Source organism: Pseudomonas sp. A214 (assembly GCF_900156295.1).
GTDB lineage: Bacteria > Pseudomonadota > Gammaproteobacteria > Pseudomonadales > Pseudomonadaceae > Aquipseudomonas > Aquipseudomonas rhizophila.
Genome location: NZ_LT707062.1, coordinates 2057951 through 2079317 on the forward strand (window position 1 = coordinate 2057951; position 21367 = coordinate 2079317).

Here is a 21367-nt window from a genome sequence, read left to right on the forward strand (position 1 = left end):
AGCGCTGCCACCCGGTTCGCGACTAAACGATGGGTGGCGGCTGGACGCAGGTTAGTCGACCGGTGAGAAGTGAAACCGGCGCGCCCGAGAGCGCCCTGCGAACAGCCACCATCAAGTGCGGGGATAGGGGAGCCCGACTGGATGACGCTTGTGCACATCACTTCATTACCGGGCGACTAAACCCGATCGCTGGTTGTCAGCGACGCGAATCAAATTACGGGGCAAGGCCAAGGCGCACAAGCCGGCGGATTCTGGCGGATCTGTAGTCCGTTGCGCAAGGCGCTGTAGTCACCCGAATTTTCTTGCACCGGGGCCCCCGCCACTCGTCGGTACTGTCAGAACTAACAGGTGTTTAGGTAACCTGATTTGGCATTTACTGCGCTTAAGAAGGCTCTTGGCGTTTCTAACCAGTGCCTTTTTTTGCTTCAGTTAATAGTTGAGGAGTTAGTCATGGGCGCTGGCGACGACTTAGAAGAAAGCGAGCCAAAAGATGCTTCGCAGGGAGATGATAACGAGGGGGCGGTCAGTCACATTGACGATGCTCCTGATTCCGAGGATGTGTCATTTCCTGGTTCCTTAACGGGAGAAGTGTTTCTAGAGGCGATTGGTGGTTCTCTTTGGGCGAATTTTACTGCCTTGTATGCATGGTCGGCAGACGGCAGGTCTTTTCAATTGACGAGGCCGAAATACAGCGCGAAAGATAACGGTCGTAACAAGGGTAATGTTTACATCAAACTTAAGTCGGCAGCCGATACGGGTTGGCGCGAGCTAACTAGCGATAACGGGATTCAAGACGGGAAATGGCATGAAATAAACGCGACTTTAGAGGTGCAGGGAAATGCCCGTTTAGTAGAGGTATGGTTTGAGTACGTGTATGACATATACCTCGGGGACGATCCTCATATCTATGCTGATAAAACCTATAGGTTTGTGCCCAGCGCTCCTACCATCACAGGCCCGTCGGGTGAGATCGCCACGGCATCAATCACTGTTACAGGGTACGGTGGCATACATGGTGCCGGCTGGATCACTGTTCATAATGCTGACGGCGATGGTCTTTTGCGTGCTGCCGAAATCAAGATCGATGGTAGCTGGACCGCCATATTCGACATGCCGAGCGGGTTGGATACTCTGACCTATTACGCGATACAAAAAGTAGATACCGCGACATCCGCTAAATCGAATCAGAAGACCATTTACCGGGCCTCGACGACACTGACAGAGCCCGCAGCGAACGCCATCGTGCGCGCCGACGAGCTTGTCTTCAAGGGGCGAGGAGCTCCAGGCAATCAAATTTGGGCGGTTTTCCCTAACGCCGGCACTGAGCTGTCTGAAAGAGTCTCCGTCAACACCGAGAAAACGTGGGAGGCCCGGGGCAAGCTCCTGGCCAATGGACCCTGGTTAGCACAGGCTGCCTATCAGTCGGGGAGCGGACCCATTAGATATACCGAGGAACACCGTTCCTTCACTGTTTTGGGTAAACCGAGCATCACCCGGTCCACAGCCAATAAGGAGATGAGTTTCACGGTATATGGAAGAGATGGAATAGAGGGCGCCAGCGTCGAAGTGAGGCTCGATGTTATCGGTAGACCGGTCGGCCAAGGCACAGTAGCGTCGAATGGCTCCTGGAATGCCAGGGTTGAAGTACCGCCAGGGACGATTTCGTTGGTGGCGGAACAAACCTATCAAACCGTCCCGTCGGGACTGAGCACTGCCCAGGCGTTTAAAGTGCGCCCCCCCAAGTTGACCGACGTCACCGTCACCACGCCGACGGACACCTCGGTGAAGTTCGAAGGCAGCGGCTACACCGGTTCAACCGTCCAGATCACGGTCGTCAGCGGGCCCGATGCCCCTGCGCCGGGCCCTGTACCGGTGAATGGAGGCAGCTGGAACACAACCGCAACAAATTGGCCATTTGGTTCTTACAGCGTGAAGGCTGTCCAGCGGTTTCCCGACGGTGACAATGGCTGGATTGACTCGCAGCCGTACACGTTCCCGGTCAACCTGAGACTTCCAGACCCGACCGATATCACCTACACACCGGTCTACCGGCCCGTGTTCTCGGGTAAAGGTTTCAACGGTGCGACGGTGAAGATTCTGAATCCCGACGACTCCCCAGCGGCCCCCGAAAGAACGGTGTCCGGCGGTGTGTGGTCGAGCCCCGCCTCAGCGGAGTGGGGGCCGACGTTCAAGCGCCAGGTTAAAATCAGACAATTCAAGGATGGTCAGGAATCGCCAACCTGGCAGGAAATCGAGGTCACCATCCCACCGCTGGCACCGGTCATGCACGTGCCCGTGGAAAATGGTCTCTCGCCCAACCTCAGTGGCACCTGCTGGCCGGAGGCGGTGCTGACACTCACATTCAGTGACAGCGCCACCGAACACCCCGTCGAGAACAACAATGGCACCTGGAGTTTCCGGCGCACCGAGCCGTTTGCCCCCGAGGTCACCCACACCGCGACCCTGATCCAGACCGCCGCCCAGCAACCCTCACCGCCAGCGCAAAGGACCTTCACGGTTGCCACACCCATGCGCAAACCGGTGATCACGTATCCCGCTCCCAGTGCCGAGGTCGGTCGCGTGCTGACCGTCCGTGGGCGTGACGGCATGGCCGAGGCGTCGATGCAAGTGCGTGACGCGCAATTTCAAACGGAGCTGGGCGAACCCAAAGTGCTGACCGCCGACGGCGAATGGTCCGTCGAGCTGCCCGTGCTGGAGTTTCGTCCCTACACCATCGACGCGCAACAGACCCTGCGTGGGGAGCCGTCCGAGCGCAGTGAAACCCTGAGGTTCGAGGTGGTGGTGTTGCCACCGGAGTTTGACGTGCCGCAGCCGGGCGGCAACCTGCCGCGCAGCATGACGTTGTCTGGCAAAGGCATGCAGGGCGGTCGGGTTGATATCTGGCTCCAGGGCGCAAGTGAGCCGTTGATCGAAGATGTTTTTGTGGGCGCCGACGGCTGGAGCGCTGACGTGACCCTGCCGGTAGGCGAAACCACGATTGTGGCCCGGCAACGCTTCGAAGGTCGGCCCTCCAAGGACACTGCGCCGCTGACCTTCAACGTCGTGCCTGCAGCCCCGTTCATTGAAACCCCGGCCACCGACGAGCCCATCGGCCGGCGTGTGGTGGTGTCGGGTTTCGGTGTGCCGGGCGATACCGTGACGGTAAAACTGGGTGACGCCACGCATGCGGTGCTGGGCAGTAGCCCGGTGCTGGAGGATCGCACCTGGTCGGTGACGGTGGAGTTCGATCTACCCGGCGGCCTCTACGGCCTGATGGCCGTGGCGTCGAGCGAGGGTTTTGATTCCGCCGATTCGCCGGTGCGGTCGGTGGTGCTGGGCACCTATCAACCTTCCATCGACGTGCCCGTGACTGGAGGTTGGGTCGACAACCCGGTTCGCTTCGAAGGCGAGGGAAGACCGGGTGTTGGGCGAGTGGTGAGCTGGTTCAATCCGGATCAAGTCTGGGCTTCGGATCTCAACGTCGAAGCGGGTGGTTGGCAGGGAGGGGCATCGCAATCGCTGGCCGCTGGCGGCCACTGGTGCCGGTTCAGGCAGATCATCACCGACACGGCAGACGGCGCGACGGCCTCCGATTGGGTCGAGAGCGGGCGCTTTGAGGTTCGGCCTCATTAGTTGCCAGGCGGTCTCGTTATCCAGCAGCAACACATTGAGTCACCGCCACAACTCAACCCATTTGGAAATGCAGGTTCGCAAAGATCAATCCGGCGAAGCGTGCAGGCAGACCCACTTCTACCGTGCGGGATTTGGGGGTACTGCTGACCACTATCCCCGCTTCGATCAAGCGGCCCAGTTCTTCCGTTGCAAGCCGATCCTTCAAACCCGTGAACACCTTGAACTCTGCACGCGGCATCGCACCTTGGGTGAGAAGAGCCAACACCGCAGCTGCACTGGTGGGTCTGATACCGGCACGGCGAAGGTCGGGATCGGTTGAAAACACATGAACAACCTGCTCGCGCAGCCTGGCTGGGTTTAGCGACGTCGTCATGTATTCAATCTGGTCGTGGCAGACATCGAGCATGAACTCGATGAAGTTGAAGTAGTGACGCTGTGAGAGTTGTCCGCGCCCGTCATAGTCACCCTCGCGAGGGCGATCAGCCAAGGCCAGGAAGCGATAGTACTCATCTTGCCGGCGAGCCAGGCCACGAGACAGTGACCAGAGGAAAGGTTTTAGCCCAAGGTGAACAAGTTGCAGATGGGTGAGCATCCGAATCACTCGACCATTACCATCAAGGAAGGGGTGGACAAGCGCCACTCGGTGATGGGCTGCCAGGGCAGCGATCAATTGGCGCCGCGGATCCTTTATTCGTCCGTAATGCTGTTGCAGATGCTCAAGCATGGGCAATACAGCTGCGGCAGCTGGAGCGACATGTGCGCCAACCTGGACTTGCTCATTCTCTTCTGCCCGCAATCTGCCTGCTTCCATCATACGACCATCGCCTAAGGTCAGTTCCTCGATTGAAGCGTCCTTGAACAGCCGACGATGGATGGTCGCGATCAACTTGGGATCGAACATAGCGCAGAAGCTATCTGTTGGGCGCATTCGAAGCACCCGCTCCATCACCTCCTGCTGCGTCATGTGTTGCACGGCAAGCTCTTTGAGCTCCTTTCTTTCTCGTTTCGGTATTGTGCGCGCAGCCTGCAGGTCAGCGATCTCAGTTCGATGCCCTTCGATCAGATTCGAGTAGTAGGTATTGGTGATGCGCAACAGGCCCGCCAATTGCTTCGATGTCTCATCGGCGAGCCGTCCGGCAAGAAATTCTGCCTTACGCGGCAACTGATCGGCGGCCTGAATGATCGAGTCGGGCAGGTTTTCTGGCAGTACTGGGTCAAGGTACGTTTTCGAGATAATCATTTTTTTTGCTTCCAGAGAACACAAACGGCTATTTGTTTGGTGATTTCTGCGGAAATTTCTGCGGAAAATAAAACGGCTGATAGCGCCCGTATTTGCTTGGTTTAGTGATGTCGTACGATAGATGATTTCCGGTGCTTTTGCGGATTTTTGTGCGGAAACCCAAGATTGTTTAATCAGCACGTTCCCCAATTGGGACACTTGGAGCTGCCGAGTGCAACGAGGCTGCGATCTTTTTCCAGACGATTGAGTCCTGAACGAAAGATCGTCCGAACGCGGCCCGAGCCTTCGGCAGCTTCAGAGCTGCCTTAGCGCTGAACCTTCGTCTCGTTATCCAGCAACTTCTCCAGCAACAACACGCCCATCTCGCCCATCTGGTGAATCGCCAGGGCCAGGTTGCGTGGGGCGCCTTCCAGATCTTCCGATAAATCCAGAATCAGCGTGCTTACCGAGCAGAAGGTTTCGTAGGTGTGGGCGAGCATGCCTTCGGGGTCGGCGTCGGGGGCGACGATGAAGTAGTCGAGTTGTCGTTCGGGTTTGTCCGGTTTGTCCGCGTTGGGCTTGAGGTAGTGGTCCAGGGCTTTTTGCGCGGCTTTGTCGAGCTTTTTGGTGTCGAGGGTTTTGTGAGCGGGTTGTGAATCGGTTTTCGGGGGATTGGGTGTTGGCTTGATCATGATCGGTCTCCGTAGTGGGGCCGCCACCCGGCTCGCGACTAAACGAATGAAGGGAGGCGGCTGGACGCAGGTTAGTCGACCGGCGGAGACACGAAATCCGGCGCGCCCGAGGGCGCCCTGCGTACAGCCACCATCAAGTATGGGATAGGGAAAACCCCTCGAGATGACGCTTGTGCACATCGTGTCGAACCGCCGGGCGACTAAACCCGATCGCTGGTTGTCAGCGACACGAATCAAATTACGGGGCAAGGCCAAGGCGCACAAGCCGGCGGATTCTGGCGGATCTGTAGTCCGTTGCGCAAGGCGCTGTAGTCACCCGTATTTTCTGGCGCCGGCTCCCCCGCCACTCGTCGGTACTGTCAGAACTAACAGGTGTTTAGATTCGCGAGATGGATATTCAATGAGCCCATGACCGAACTAGTCATATCGCCAGCCTGTTAACCAGAAACTACGGAGTGCGTCATGGACACTGACGACGATACTGAAAACGACGAGTCTGGCGAAAACACACAGGACATGGAGACTCATGATCCTGCGTTTCAAATCTTGTCTCCGTCGGGTTATATCCCAGAATCAACATTTCTTGTTTCAGGTGTCGGCGCCAGACCCGGCATTGGCGTAATGATTCTGGATGCCAGCACGGCCGAGAGCCTGGGCGCGGGTTACGATGTCAATAGTGACGGTAGCTGGACGGTGCACGCCGCCATGCGAAACGAGTCGGACTTAAGGTACGTCGCCGCCCAAACTGCACATGGAATAACGCGGCCAAAGACCGTTGTCAGGCGTCCAACCACCCTCACCAAGCCCCAATCGGCCGGTTTTTTGAATCCCGCTCAGGTTGTTTTCGGAGGGGTTTGCTTTCCGGGTGAAACTCCGATTGATCCCGGCATGGGCATCAGAGTACTCGACGGCACAACTGAATTGGCTTCGATGACTGCCGTAGGGCCAGAGACAACATGGGAAGTCAGGCCATCGGTGCCATTGTCCAGTAAAACTTATACTGTGCGGGCCGAATACAAAGTGCAGAGCAGCCCGGTTCTCAGTTACACCAATTACTTATCTTTCGAAGTGATGGGGCCACCGGTCATCACCGCGTCCACCGCCATTCAAGAGATGGGTTTCACTGTATACGGAACACACGGGAGGCCGGGCGCCAGCGTCGAAGTACGGCTCGATGTCATCGGTGATCCGGTCGGTCCTCCAGGCAGGGTAGAGGCGAACGGTTCCTGGAATGTCGACGTGCAAGTGCGGCCAGGGACGATTTCGTTGGTGGCGGAGCAAACCTATCAGACCATCCCGTCGGGACTGAGCACTGCCCAGGCGTTTAAAGTGCGCCCCCCCAAGTTGACCGCCGTCACCGTCACCACGCCGACAGACACCTCGGTGAAGTTCGAAGGCAGCGGCTACACCGGTTCAACCGTCCAGATCACGGTCGTCAGCGGGCCTGATGCCCCAGCGCCAGGCCCTGTGCCGGTGAACGGAGGCAGCTGGAACACAACCGCAACAAATTGGCCATTTGGTTCTTACAGCGTGAAGGCTGTCCAGCGGTTTCCCGACGGTGACAATGGCTGGATTGACTCGCAGCCGTACACGTTCCCGGTCAACCTGAGACTTCCAGACCCGACCGATATCACCTACACACCGGTCTACCGGCCCGTGTTCTCGGGTAAAGGTTTCAACGGTGCGACGGTGAAGATTCTGAATCCCGACGACTCACCAGCGGCCCCCGAAAGGACGGTGTCCGGCGGTGTGTGGTCGAGCCCCGCCTCGGCGGAGTGGGGGCCGACGTTCGAGCGCCAGGTTAAAATCAGACAATTCAAGGATGGTCAGGAATCGCCAACCTGGCAGGAAATCGAGGTCACCATCCCACCGCTGGCACCGGTCATGAACGTGCCCGTGGAAAATGGTCTCTCGCCCAACCTCAGTGGCACTTGCTGGCCGGAGGCGGTGCTGACACTCACATTCAGTGACAGCGCCACCGAACACCCCGTCGAGAACAACAATGGCACCTGGAGTTTCCGGCGCACCGAGCCGTTTGCCCCCGAGGTCACCCACACCGCGACCCTGATCCAGACCGCCGCCCAGCAACCCTCACCGCCAGCGCAAAGGACCTTCACGGTTGCCACACCCATGCGCAAACCGGTGATCACGTATCCCGCTCCCAGTGCCGAGGTCGGTCGCGTGCTGACCGTCCGTGGGCGTGACGGCATGGCCGAGGCGTCGATGCAAGTGCGTGACGCGCAATTTCAAACGGAGCTGGGCGAACCCAAAGTGCTGACCGCCGACGGCGAATGGTCCGTCGAGTTGCCCGTGCTGGAGTTTCGTCCCTACACCATCGACGCGCAACAGACCCTGCGTGGGGAGCCGTCCGAGCGCAGTGAAACCCTGAGGTTCGAGGTGGTGGTGTTGCCACCGGAGTTTGACGTGCCGCAGCCGGGCGGCAACCTGCCGCGCAGCATGACGTTGTCTGGCACAGGCATGCAGGGCGGGTGGGTTGATATCTGGCTCCAGGGTGCAAGCGAGCCGTTGATCGAAGATGTTTTTGTGGGCGCCGATGGCTGGAGTGCTGACGTGACCCTACCGGTAGGCGAAACCACGATTGTGGCCCGGCAACGCTTCGAAGGTCGGCCCTCCAAGGACACTGCGCCGCTGACCTTCAACGTCGTGCCTGCTGCCCCGTTCATTGAAACCCCGGCCACCGACGAGCCCATCGGCCGGCGTGTGGTGGTGTCGGGTTTCGGTGTGCCGGGCGATACCGTGACGGTAAAACTGGGAGACGCCACGCATGCGGTGCTGGGCAGTAGCCCGGTGCTGGAGGATCGCACCTGGTCGGTGACGGTGGAGTTCGATCAACCCGGCGGCCTCTACGGCCTGATGGCCGTGGCGTCGAGCGAGGGTTTTGATTCCGCCGATTCGCCGGCGCGGTCGGTGGTACTGGGCACCTATCAGCCTTCCATCGACGTGCCCGTGGTCGGAGGTTGGGTCGACAACCCGGTTCGCTTCGAAGGCGAGGGAAGACCAGGTGTTGGGCAAGTGGTGAGCTGGTTCAATCCGGATCAGGTCTGGGCTTCGGATCTCAACGTCGAAGCGGGTGGTTGGCAGGGCGGGGCGTCGCAATCGCTGGCCGCTGGCGGCCACTGGTGCCGGTTCAGGCAGACCATCACCGACACGGCAGACGGCGCGACGGCCTCCGATTGGATCGAGAGCGGGCGCTTTGAAGTCCAGCCGCCCAGCAGCCCTAACCAGGCGCCCAACTCCCGATAGACGGTCATGAAACCTGTCGGTTCTGACAGTAGACGGCTTGGGCTCGCAAGCGCCAAATCACGTTAAGCAAACACTCGGCCTGACGGCTTCGTCGGGCCGCTTCGGGCCGTTATCGAATTCGAGGACTCGTCCATGGCTGACTCCCGCCCCGCTTTACAGCTGCTGAATCAGGTGTTCAGTGACCAACAACTCACCCACTACGCAACGCTGCACACGTACCTCGAAGAGGGCGGTTCGATCTTTACGCTGGTGGAAAAGGGCGTGCAGGGATTGGTGAGGGACTTTGGCGTGAGCGCCGATGACGCTCGTCAGCTGTTACGGCGCCTCAACAGCATGGCCATTTACCTGCGGCGTCAGTTCATCGAGCACACCCTGTACGGTTCGGCAAAAGAGCAGCGGCGGGCAAGCAGTGGTTTGCTGTCGATGGTTCAAGGCCCCAGTTTCGAGCTCTTGTTCAATCCTCAGTTCGACAGCTTGTGCCCACCCCAGGCCCTGGAGTCTTTCGCATCACCCGTGGCGTATTTGATTGAGTTGATGCGGTGGATCGAGCAACGCATCGAAGCGGTTTCAAGCGACGCAAGCAAGTTGCCCTTGCATGACCGGCGCAAAGACCTGAAGCCGCTGAGCATCGATTTCAACGCAGTGCATCAATCGGTGTCGTCGGTGGACATCATCGTCCCGGTGCTGGAAAAGTTTATCGGTTTGCTTCCGGAGGAACTGGAACAGGCCATGATCGAGGCGCGTTATCCCAACGGGCTGCCGTACTTCCAACATTGGGTCACGGTGGACACCGTTGCCCGCCACCATGGCCTGTCGGTGGGCAGTTTTGCCCAAAGCGTGAGCCCGTCCTTTCCGTATTTTTTCCAGACCCAGGCCTGGTACAGCGATGTGGGCCCGGCCCTGGCCCATGCGTCGCGGCTGGGGCCTTATCAGCGGCGGTTGCTGACGGAGCCGCCCGTAGAGTTTGAGGGAGAAGGGGAGGGAGGCGAATACGAACACATGATTTTTTATATGCAGAACTTCGGCGCCGACGCGCTGAATTGGCAGGACCTCATCGAGGTGCCGTTCTTCGGCGAACGGACCAAGCTCGACACCCAGGGGCTCGAGGCTTTGCTGTCGGTACGGGGCTTTGCGCCAGTGCGTTCGGCCAATGTGACGTACTCGTCGCAGGTGCCTGAAGAACCGGAAAGCGGGCGCTCCGGTTCGGTTTACCTCAACGCCAATGCCCACCCCGCTCTCCATATTACCGGTCGCGGAGAGGGCAATTTGTTTCTTCATAAACTCTCCGTGAGCCCAGGCAACGCGGCGGGACTTGCGCATTACGACCGAATGAATCGCAAGTTGCGCCTGGATCAATGGTTGGCACTGCCCAGCGAACAGGTGGATGCGCTGCTGGTGGCGGCCATCAAGGCTGAAGTGCGCGGTGGTGCGCCGGCAGATAACTGGTGGATCACTGAACAGGTCGTGCATGCCCTCGGGCTGTTTCAGTCGTTGCGCGAGCGCTGTGAATGCCCGGTGAACGACTTTGTCGTGTTTATCGACGAGTTGTCGATTTACGGTCGCGGTGAAGCACTGTCCCAATTCGATCAGCTCTTCAATGGCCAGGGCGATTACCGTGACCCCTTGAAGCTCGACGGCGGAACGTTTCCGATCGTGCCGGCACCTGAGGTGCCCGACCTGACCGTCAGCCAATTGTGCAGCGCGTTGGGCATCGACCTGCAGACCTACAACTACCTGGCCCTGGCGATTGCCAATGCCCATGGCATCGACGGCGACAGTCTGCCGCGTAACCTGGCGATCGTGTCCAGTTTCTACCGCATGGTGAAGCTGCCCCGGCTGTTGGGCATTACCCCGGTCGAAGGCGTGTTGTTGCTGACGGTGTTGGGTGGGGAGCTTTGGCTCAACGGTTTGGCGGGTGTGCCCCGGATCAACTCCACCACAAGCGATAGCCCGGATGTGCTGAACCTCATCCATGCCATGCAATTGTGTGTGGACTGGTGTGCCGATCACGACCTGCCGGTGCTTTGGATGGTGCAGCAGGTCTCGCCGCCTTCTGCGCTGGACGCTTCCCGGGACGCTGAGGGTCGGCTTTTTGAGCAGTTGCTCAATCTGTTGCCCGGCGCAATGCTCACCCACTCGGCGATCCTGATGGGCGGTGTGCCGGCGATGGCGGGCGCCAGTTGGCTGGAGCTGCTGGGGATGCAAACGACATTGGTCGAGTCCGATGGGCTGGTGATGTCGCGCACGGGAACCGAGGCTCAATACCTGGACTTTGCGCGAAGAGAGCTTGATTACGCCGTGACCATCGGCCTCGGTGAACAATATGAACTGGAGCGCCCCGCCATCGTCGATAGGCTCCTCGCCGTGGTGTTGGAGGCCAGGGACGCCCAGGTCTCGGTGGTCAAGGAATGCCTGGCGGTTTACACGGGTATCGGTTCCGAGCAAGCGCTCGAGGTGCTGGCGTGGGCCAATTCAACGGTGAGCCGGTTGCTGCGTCTGGTGCTCGAACGTGACCTTTCGCATCTTGAAGGCTCGGTGAAGCGACGCAACGCCTTGGCTGACCCATTGCTTGCGCTGCTGGCCGATGTGCGCCGTCGCAGTGCGGTGGTGGCGAAACTTGAGCTGAGCGCAGAGGTGTTGCGCGACTATCTGGATTACGGCCATAAAGCCTGGCTGGACCAGGACGACAAGCACGCGTTCACGGTGCGCACGCTTTATTACCTGACCACTCTCAACCGTGCGTTCGAGCTGAGCGACCAGCCGGCGCAGACGCTGCTCGACTACCTGCGCGAGGTCAATGCGCTGCCTTCTCCGATAGGGGGGCATGCACTGCGTCTGGCCGAACAAGCGGCGTCCATCCGGCTGGCCGGGTTTTTTGACTGGAGCGTGCAGGAGGTGCGCGAGTGCGTCAGCCGCTTCCAATCTGCGCAAAAAATCCTGAAAAACCTGCCCCAGCTCGATCTGTTGATGCGGGTCCGGGTGCTGGCGGCGCGCACCGGCATGGATGCCTTGACGATTTTCCTGATGGGCGGGCTGCCAGAAGAGATCAACAAACCCGCCTACAAGGCCGCCGCCGAACATGCCTTGCTGAGCCTGTCCGAATCCGATAGGCCGTTGGTGACCTTTACCGGGGATCTGAAGCAGCTCGTTACTGTGACGTGCAATCCGGACAAGTCCACGGTGGTGGCTGGGACTGATGAAACAATCACCTTCACCGTCACCCTTATGGACAGCGACGGGAACCCGTTGAGCGGCGTCAACGTTTACTGGAGCGCTGAACTGGGGACCGTTGAAACCAAGGCTACGGAACCCGACGGCGTGGTTGAGGCCGTGTACAAACCGGGCAAGGTGACGGGGTGGGACACGCCGCAATTCTGGCTCGATCTGTTTGAGCGCGAGTATGCCCCGACCGTCGAGGTCACTATCGATGCTAAACACATAGCCATACCATCACGGTACATGTCACCGGTACCTCTGGAAGCGGTACCTGCCGGTCAGGAAGTCGAACTCTACGCCACCATCAAGGACGTCCATGGAAACATTGCGAAAAACCATCTGACGCGCTGGTTAAGCAGGGACTTGGACGACGGGGGAGGCACGGTGGTTTATCGACCGGATCAGAGCTACACCAACCAGGAGGGCGTGGCCCGAACATTTGTTTCCAGCCCTACTGGCGGAAAGTTCCAGATCAGCGTTGCCCCTGAAGGTAGCGTGTTAGCTAATTTCCCGCCCATCATCTTTGAACGCGAGGAGCAAGTACCATGACTCTGAACACGTTGAGTGACTTGCTCGAAAAACGCCGGACCGCCCTGATCGAATACAGCCTCGGGCACGTTGAAAAAAGTGGTGAGAATCCTCCGAACAACTTCCTGCGGACCCCGGCGGACCTGTTCGAACTGCTGCGCCTGGATCCCCTGGACAGTTACCCGGTGCAAAGCTCCTGGGTCGCCGAAGCGACCAGTTGCGCCCAGCAGTTCATCCACGCCGCCTACCGCAAACTGGAACCCGGCTATGCCGACACCGAGTTCGACAAGCGGGACCTGGCCACCTGGGAGCTCTACAACAACTACCCGGATTGGTCGGCGCTGCAAATGATCGCGCTTTACCCGGAAAACTTCATCAACCCCTTCGTGCGGCAGCGCAAGACCAGCCTGTTCAAGACCCTTGAAAACAACCTCAACCAGGCACACTTGAACAGTGATTCGGTGCAGGTTGCCTTGCAGGAGTACCTGCAAACGTTCGAGCAAACCTGCAACCTGGACGTGCTCAGCAGCTACATGGACAGCGTCTCGCCGGCCCGGGCCGACTACTACTTTGTCGGTCGCCAGCGGGTGCCGCCTTACCAATACTTCTGGCGCAAGGCCGAGGTCGAGCTCTCTCCCACTTGCCCGGCCATCAACCCGGCGGCCTGGAGTGAATGGCTGCCGGTGGACACGCCCACGGGCGTGACGATACTGGATATCCGCCCGGTGTTCTGGAGCGGACGGCTGTGCCTGGTGTGGGCCGAATGGCAGTACAAGGTCGAAAGCGTGGACGAGGACGACGTAAGCCTGCCGCACCGGCTGGACATCAAAGTGGCGTTCATGGCCCAGAATGGCCGATGGTCGGCGCCGCTGAGCCTGCACAGCAGCGTGCATGACGACGACCTTTCCCAAGGCGCCCGGTTGATTGCGACGGTGTGGGCCGACCCCTACAACCCCAAGGGCAAGCTGGGCGTTTTTTTGACCAACGCTGAGGACTCCCTCAAGGTGTTTGCGGTGCGTGACGTGTTGTTCCGCCCCGTGGCCTGGGACGATGGCGGCTGGCTGGAACACGCGGCGCTCAAGCGATTTGTCACGGCTGAGACGGTGCAACATCCGCTGATGAATCAGCCGACCATGGTCACCTCCGTGGAGAGGACGGGCAGTTTGACACCGTACCTGAGCCTGCAGGCGGTGGTGTTTCGCGACGCCAGCACCGACATGGACAAGCTGTTTGTGCAGGGCTATTGCAGGCCAACGGGTTTGACCGGAGAGGCCACCTTTGACCTGACGTTGCAAAATTCGGCCGACGACCCTCCACCCATTTCGGGAAGTTTTCCCTTGGCCGGTGGCTGGAGTACCGAATGGCAGGAGTTTCAGCGTGAGAGTGGCTCATGGCCGGAGCCAACAACGTTTTCGTTCGGGCATACCGCAACCACGGGTGGATATGGCCGAAATAAATTCGAACTGACCATCATCAACGTCACGAAGTTTGCCCCTGTCTCACTGCTCAAGAACAGCCTCGATGCAGCGCAGTTTCTCTCCCTCAACCAACCCGAGCTGACCCTTAAGTACGCCCGCCTGAATTCGCTGTTCGGCCCCGAGCTGGTGCAGCGCTCGAATATCTCCGTCGAGGCGGTGCTGGATTGGGACACGCAGTTTCTGCCGGAGCCGCCCCCGGAAAGCCAAACGATCAGCGAGCCGAACGGAGCCTTCGACGGCGCTAACGGTCTGTTTTTCTGGGAGCTGTTTTTCCACCTGCCGCATCTGGTGGCCACACGTTTGCGCACCGAGGACCGCTTCCTGGAAGCGCAGAAATGGTTGCATTACCTGTTCGACCCGCAAGCGCCGGCCGACCCGGCCAACGACCCTCAGTACCCGAATCCCAAACCGAAGTATTGGCGCTGCCGCCCTTTGAATAGCAACGGCAACCTGGGCTGTGAAACCCAGGCGCCCACCGACCCTGACGCCATCGGCTATTCGGCGCCCCGGCACTTTCAGATTCTGGTGTTCTCGGAGTACGTCAAGAACTTGCTGGCCTGGGGCGACTGGTATTACCGCCAGCTCACCCGTGACAGCCTGGTGGCGGCCAAGCTGTGTTACGTGCAGGCCGAATTTCTGATGGGCAAGGCACCGGCGGTGCGCACGGTCAACCGCTGGGAAACCGACACGGTAGACAGCTTGATGAACAAAAGCAGGTCGCGACCGGCACTTGAGCAGTTCGAGCAAAGCCTGGCGTTCAGCCTCGCGGATTTCCCCGCGGCCGCCGAAGCGCCGCCGCTGCTGGGGCTGTTGGCCAACGAGCCTTTCAAGGCTCCGATCAATGAGCAGTTGCTCGCGCTGTACGACTTGCCCGGCCAGCGCCTGCATAACCTGCGCAACAACCTCACCCTGGACGGCAAGCCACTGGACACACCGCTATTCAGCCCACCCACCGATCCCAACGCGTTGTTGCGCGACCTGGCGGCCGGTGGTGTCGGTGCGCCAAGGCCCATGGGCGGTCGGTTGGTGGTGGGGGCTTTCCGCTGGCGCACGACGTTCGAGGTGGCATTGCGCGCCGTGCAGGCGCTCCAGGATCACGGCGCCCAGGTGCTGCGTCTGCTTGAACAACGGGACCAGGCCGAGCAGCAGGAACTGCAACAGAACCATCTGGTGGAACTGGGCAGCTACGCCCAGACGGTGCAGGAACAGAACATCACTCAGCTCCAGGCGAGCAGGACTGCGCTGCAGCAAAGCCGGGCGGTGGCAGAGGAACGGGCAACCGCTTATGAGCATCTCTACAACGAAAACGTGTCGAAGGTCGAATACGAGGTCATGGAGAGCTTGCAGCTTTCCAAAATCCTGGCATTGACCTCGGCAAGCATCAAACCCGCGGGCGCCGTGATTGCCTCGATGCCCAATATTTTTGGTTTGGCCGCCGGTGGGCATCGTCTCGAGAAAATAGCCGACGCGGTTTGTTTCGGTCTGGATGTTGCTTCGTCGGTGTTGCAAATGGACGCGGACAAACAGGCCACCACCGAAAGTTACCGGCGTCGCCGTGAAGAATGGCTACTGCAACGTAATCAGGCGCAGGCGGAGGTGCGTGCGCTCGATGCGCAAATCACCGCTCAGACCCACGCGGTGAGCGCCGCTCAAACCACGCTGGATCAAACCCTGCTGGCCAACAACCAGGCCTTGACGGTGTACAACTTCATCAAAAAGCGCGCGTCCAATGCCGAGCTGTATGGCTGGCTGCTGGGTCAGTTCAAGGCGTTGCATTACCAGGCCTACGATGCCGTCGTCAGTCTGTGCCTCAGCGCCCAGGCCTCGCTGAGTGCCGAAACCGGTGACTATGATTCGCAGATCCCCTTGCCCCAGGTCTGGCTGGACAACCGCCACGGTCTGACGGCAGGCGAACACCTGCGCGGGCATTTGATGCGCATGGAGCGTGAGTACCTGCAACGCTTTGAACGGCGGTTGGAGCTGGTCAAGACCATTTCCTTGCGCCAGTTGTTCGATGATGCGAGCGACCCGCAGGCCCCCAACAGCAGTTGGGCGAGCGCCCTGGATCAGTTGCGCACCAAGGGAACGCTGGAGTTCAAACTCTCTCAATTGCTGTTCGACCGCGACCACCCGGGGCATTACTGCCGGCAAATCAGCTCGGTCGAGGTCGACCTGCCTGTGCTGATCGGGCCTTATGAACATGTACGTGCCACCTTGCTGCAGATCAGCAGCATGACGGCTACCAAGGCATCCCTTCCAGCGGTGAAGTACTTGCATGATCCCGTGGGTAACGTGGCGCCTTCCGATGTGCAGATCAACCTGCGCAGCGGTCAGCAGATCGCCTTGTCGATGGGGCTTGGCGACCACGGCATGGTGGCGATGAAACCCGATGACAGCATGCTCAACCCCTTCGAAAACACCGGGGTGGTTTCACGCTGGCTGTTGAGTTTTCCAAGGGCGGTCCATGAGCCGCAGAAGAGCACGCTGCTGTCGTTGACGGACATCATCGTGCGCATCCGTTACATGGCCAGGGCCGGCGAGCCACCGTTCGTGCGAGCCGTCGAAGATCAGATCAGCCTGACTCCCCCCTACTCAACCGCCGAAGGAGCAGCTCGCCATGAATAAGCCGATTATCCTGGCCAATGAAAATCTGGTGCTCAATGGCGACTTCGAAAACTGGATCGAGCACTGGACACGGGGACCGATTCCGGGCGACCTGGGCACTGGGAAGGAGTGGTATGAGGGGGAGGAGGAGTTCGTTAGTTTTCTGACCATCGGCGATGAGGCTTCGGTCAGTCAGGCGCTGACGGCGCCCAAGGATCCAGGCGCTCCAGCGCGCTACGTCCTCACCTTTCTGTGCGAGACGAGGCATACCGAACCGGGCAGGCTGGTCATTAGCAGCGATAAACATCCGCAGGAGCAGGAAATCCTGTTGCCGAGAGGAGCAGCCCGGGATGTGGAGGAGGATCAGGCACGGCTGAGGGACGGTCAGCCGCTGGATTACAGACCTATTGCCTACAACGTACCCTTGGACCTGCCGTTCAACGCTCAAGACACCCTCACGCTGAATATTCAAAGCCCGCGAAACGCCCCCGAAGACGACATCGGGGCCATCCGCATTACGCGCATCAACCTCCAGGTGTACCTTGAGCCAGTGCTGATGCAAGCGTTCAAGCTTGACGAGCAGACACTGCCGGCAACCGGGCCTTTGTACGTGTGCCTGGGGGCCTCGGGTGACTTGGCTCATCAGCTTGAATTCAGGCCCGATCCGGACAATGCATGGGCCGGCACCCAAGCTGCGTTGACCAGCGATGACAACCCCCAGGGCGCGGTGCTCGCGACCCCGGCCTGGGGTGTGGATCACCCGTTGGATTCGGCCTGGGCCCTGGACTGTCCGGCGATCGGTGAAGACGGTCCCTATCTGTTTTCGATGGACCTGGTTAACCAGTACGCCGCCGATGCTTATCCGGTGCAGGTGTCCCTGGGGCATCATCGTCTGGCCTTTCGTGGCGTGCTCGAGGCGGCGTATTACCCGGTGCTTGAATACGACCAAAGTGTGCGTTTGGGGGTGCAGGTCACTTCCTATTACACCGGGCAACCCTTGAGCGACCGCACCGTGAACTGGACCTCCACGACCGGGCAGGTCACCGGCGTTGCCGTCAGCCGAACTGACGGCTGGGCCTACTTCGATTTTCAACCGACGCAGGCCGGTGATGTCGAGATCCAGGCGTCGGTCGAGAGCCTGTACTACGCCTCTGGCACGTTGACTCAAATCCTGACGGTGCGGGTGCTGGCCACGGATCCGTGGAAGGATGTGCTGACGGTGGTCGAGGGGGTTGAGTCGCGTTGGGAGGAAAAAACCGGTTACCCCAACCGCGGCTCGGAGTATCCCCTCGACGTGAAACTGCCCGCCGCCAGCCCCTTGCAGGGGACGCAGTTGTCGTTGCATTGGAGTGGTGATTCCCACGAGCAATTGGGCGTGGCCGTCAGCCCGGCCCTTGAAGCTCCGGTGCCGGTCACCGGCGCCGAACTGGCCTGGACCTTGACCAGCGAAGATCGGTCTGACGGTCGGTTCGACCTGCAACTGACCTGTTCGAAACTGTTGCTGCCTTCACCGAAAAAAAATATGTCGCTGGCGCGCAATCTGGTTCGGGTGGGTGAAGTCCGAGAGGCCAACAAGTTTCCCGTGGTGGACGAAAATGAAAGCGTGCTGTTGCGGGTGCAGGTGGTGCACTTCGTGGCCAGCGGCGACGGCGATCCGGTCATCAATGCCCAGGTCGAATGGAAAACCGGGGGCGAGACGCTATCCACCGTTACCACCGGCATCGGCGGTTGGGCCAGTGTGTTGTACACGCCGCAGAGTGCGGGGGACAAAGTGGTCATCGCCAGTATCAAGGCCCATGGCGAGGCCGTGGCGGTGGAGCGCCCGTTTGAGGTGAAGGCGATTGCCACCAGCCCCTGGAAAAACGAGGTCAGTATTCTGCTCGATGGCGAGGTGGTTGAGCGCAATGCGCTCGGTGTGCTCTGCCGGCGCGGGCAGACGCACACACTCAAAGTGCTGCCCAATTCCGGCAGCTCGTGGATCGGTAAGAACATCAGTCTGCATTGGCGCGGGACGGCGCCGGATATCGGGCTGGTGCCCAGTGACCTTGGAACGCCCAAAGCGCTGGTGGCAGCCGGTACGGAGTGGAATCTCGCCTCACAAGCGAATACGAGCACCAGCAGCCTGTTTGAGCTGGAGTTGCGCCTGGAGAGCGTTTCAATCGTTCGCGAGCTGACGGGGCGATTGGTGTCTGAGAATCTGACGGAAGAAGTCAGCCTGAGACTCGACCAGATAGCCGCCGCACTGGACGCCCAGGCGCTTTATCCGTGTCTGGGCGCGCTTCATCGTTTTAGCGTTTTACCCAATGCGCTGAGCCCGCTGGTGGGGTTGGAATCAACGTTGGCGTGGTCGGGGACACCCGCCGAGGAACTGGGGGCAACGGTGCGCCCTGCGTTGAATCTTGCGCAACCGATCAACGACGGCGGCGCGATCTGGACGCTGGACTTTTCCGCCAGTGAACAACCGGGCGAGTTTGCCCTGGCGTGGGCAGTGCCTGCGCTGGACTTCGTCGCCACGGCCAAGCCGATGACGCTGGCGCATAACAAAGTCAGGATCCAGGGCTGGCGCGAATCGCCGGTCGACCCAGTGGTCGGGCAGGATCCTGCGTGGCTGTGGGTCCAGGTGGTTTCCCACTTCACCGGGCGTGCCGTGGAGCAGGTGCCGGTGACCTGGACAGCGGGCAGTTCAAGCGCGCAACCCACCGACGCCGATGGCTGGTCGGGTTTTGCCGTGGCGCCGGCCGCCGCCGGCACCCAGACAGTGAAGGCCTCGGTGAGCAGTCGTTACGACGGCTACGAAGAGGAACGGCCCTTTGAAGTCACGGCGCTGGCAAGTGATCCGTGGGCGGGGCTGACGGTCCGGTTTGATGGCGCGCCCGCGCGACCCTGGGGTGAAAAAACCTACTTTCCGCGCCGCAAGGGCGAACATGTTTTTGAGCTGATGGCCTCCGAGAACAGCCCTTTGTTCGAGCGTGAGCTGACGCTTGGCATGACCGGAACCGGGCCCACCGAACTGGGCATCAGCTTTTTACCTGACCCCTTGGGAATGCCTCGCGAGTTTCCCAGCGAGGGCTTGCGTTTCACGCTCAAGGCCGGCGATCTGAAGGACGGCAGCTTTGCCTTGCGCCTGGCGTCCCAGCGTCTGGCCAGCCTATCCCCGGCGAATGCGATGTCGTTGGGCGAGGGCGAGCAAGTGCTGGAGATCCGCTGGGACAGCGGGGTTCAGCAAATACTGGAGTGGGAGCAGGAACTGGTCGAACAGGTCACCGTGATCTCCTCCATCAGTGGCAGGCCGATTGCCGGGGTGATCGTGACCTGGCGCGGTGATGACCTGGGGGAAGTGACCACCGTGACCGATTATTACGGGGTGGCGCGCGTGCGTTATGTGCCCACCACGCCCGGCGCGGCACAGTTGACTGCGACGGTGGGGGAAGGGCCGTACGCGGCATCGGTGGCGCTGTCGTACTTCTTGCACCAGCCCCGGGAAATCCAGTCGCTCACCAGCGACCAAGCCAATGGTCATATCGGCGAGCTGGTTTCAGCGCTCGTGACCGTGGTGTCGGCCATGACCGGCGAGCCCTTGGAAGACGTCGAGGTGCGGTGGGAGTACCCCCACATCACGATTGCGCCGACCCGGACAAATGCCGACGGGCAAGCCCCGGTGCAGTTCAGGTTGCCTGGCGTGCGGAAGGGGGTGCTATACGCCATTGTCACGGGGGGCTATGCGGGATGGGAGGTGGCAGGTCTGACCTTTGAGCTGCTGCCCAATGACATGACCTGGCTTCAGGAATTCAACCCCTACATCAATGGCCAACCCGTAAGGTGGCCTGACGTGGAACTGAATCTGGTCCCCGGAGAGGTTTGCACGCTGACGCTGGATTATGAGTACAGCTGGTTGATCGGCGATCCTGATGCGCAAGTCCTTCTGGAATATAAGCCGGGCGAACAAGCACAGGGTTTGATATTCGATCCGCCGTTGGGGCAGTTGGTGGCGATGGAGGCGGGGAGTACTGCGTTGAGCTGGTCTATTTCCACCCAGGAGACCCAGATTGACCCGTTTGTACTGCAATTCGATATGCCGCTGATGAGCGGGATGCCGAAGTCTCCGCCATTGCCGGGGCAAATAAGTCAGCCGGAGTTTGAGAACACATTTGACGAAATTCCAGTGAGTTTCGGAGGCAGTGCCTATCCCTGCCATGGCGCAAGGCACACTTTTACCGTGCGACCGCACTCCTCCAGCCAGTTTCTGAATAAAAATGTAAAACTGGTATGGAGCGGGGAGCCCGCCGCAGATCTCGGTGTGGTGATTACCCCCCCATTGCACACTCCCCAGTTGCTGGGCCCGGAGGGCGTGACGTGGCAGTTGAATTTCTTGAATACGACCCAGGATGCGGACTTTTCCTTGCACATGGAAGCCGTGGAGTCAGGGGAGACGACTGAGGTATTGGCCATGTCATTGGGCAATAACCTGGTAAAGGTTGAACGTTGGACGACGAGACTGAATATGGACAGCTCAACGACGAGTCCGCCACCTGATCGTATAAAGAGCATTCGTGCCCGTTCTCGATATTCGAATAAAGTCGCCGCCGGGATTGAGGTACTCGTCAACGGCGGGCCTTCCGGCATTCGCACCGATGAACGCGGTGAGGCTTCAATAGACGAATTTGGAGACGATAATTTTCATTTGTCGATCCGTAACCGTTACGACGGAAGTACGGTCTGACAACGCTTCTGAG

General features: G+C 59.8%; 7 protein-coding genes. 5 read left to right on the forward strand and 2 right to left on the reverse strand.

Annotated elements, in window-relative coordinates:
* Positions 1-366: 366 nt before the first annotated feature.
* Positions 367-3633 (forward strand): hypothetical protein, encoded by a 3267-nt coding sequence (locus BW979_RS27775; protein ID WP_231990613.1) that lies wholly within the window; start codon positions 367-369, stop codon positions 3631-3633.
* A 52-nt stretch (positions 3634-3685) separates the two neighbouring features.
* Here the strand turns inward: BW979_RS27775 and BW979_RS09255 are convergent, their stop codons facing one another.
* Positions 3686-5053, reverse strand: coding sequence for a Fic family protein (locus BW979_RS09255; RefSeq protein WP_231990620.1), 1368 nt, complete (start codon positions 5051-5053; stop codon positions 3686-3688).
* 125 nt (positions 5054-5178) lie between these two features.
* Positions 5179-5544, reverse strand: coding sequence for a DUF6124 family protein (locus BW979_RS09260; protein WP_076383671.1), 366 nt, complete (start codon positions 5542-5544; stop codon positions 5179-5181).
* A gap of 888 nt (positions 5545-6432) precedes the next feature.
* Between BW979_RS09260 and BW979_RS09265 the strand changes: the two genes are divergently transcribed.
* The 4 genes from BW979_RS09265 (at position 6433) to BW979_RS09280 (ending at position 21354) form a co-directional block, all read left to right on the forward strand.
* On the forward strand, positions 6433-8808 hold the full coding sequence (locus tag BW979_RS09265) for a hypothetical protein (RefSeq protein WP_231990614.1): 2376 nt from the start codon (positions 6433-6435) through the stop codon (positions 8806-8808).
* A gap of 132 nt (positions 8809-8940) precedes the next feature.
* Positions 8941-12573 (forward strand): Tc toxin subunit A, encoded by a 3633-nt coding sequence (locus tag BW979_RS09270; RefSeq protein ID WP_076383673.1) that lies wholly within the window; start codon positions 8941-8943, stop codon positions 12571-12573.
* A complete protein-coding gene (locus BW979_RS09275; RefSeq protein ID WP_076383674.1) occupies positions 12570-16655 on the forward strand; it encodes a neuraminidase-like domain-containing protein in 4086 nt (1361 codons plus the stop codon). The genes BW979_RS09270 and BW979_RS09275 overlap by 4 nt, the downstream gene beginning before the upstream one ends.
* Entirely contained in the window at positions 16648-21354 is a 4707-nt protein-coding gene (locus BW979_RS09280) for an Ig-like domain-containing protein (RefSeq protein ID WP_076383675.1), read from the forward strand. Before BW979_RS09275 ends, BW979_RS09280 begins: the two co-directional genes overlap by 8 nt.
* Positions 21355-21367 lie beyond the last annotated feature (13 nt).

Bases quoted from the DNA above. Each gene is read 5' to 3' on its own strand.
- BW979_RS09270 (WP_076383673.1), top strand. From the start codon at position 8,941: ATGGCTGACTCCCGCCCCGCTTTACAGCTGCTGAATCAGGTGTTCAGT.
- BW979_RS09265 (WP_231990614.1), top strand. From the start codon at position 6,433: ATGGGCATCAGAGTACTCGACGGCACAACTGAATTGGCTTCGATGACT.
- BW979_RS09260 (WP_076383671.1), bottom strand. From the start codon at position 5,544: ATGATCAAGCCAACACCCAATCCCCCGAAAACCGATTCACAACCCGCT.
- BW979_RS09280 (WP_076383675.1), top strand. From the start codon at position 16,648: ATGAATAAGCCGATTATCCTGGCCAATGAAAATCTGGTGCTCAATGGC.
- BW979_RS09275 (WP_076383674.1), top strand. From the start codon at position 12,570: ATGACTCTGAACACGTTGAGTGACTTGCTCGAAAAACGCCGGACCGCC.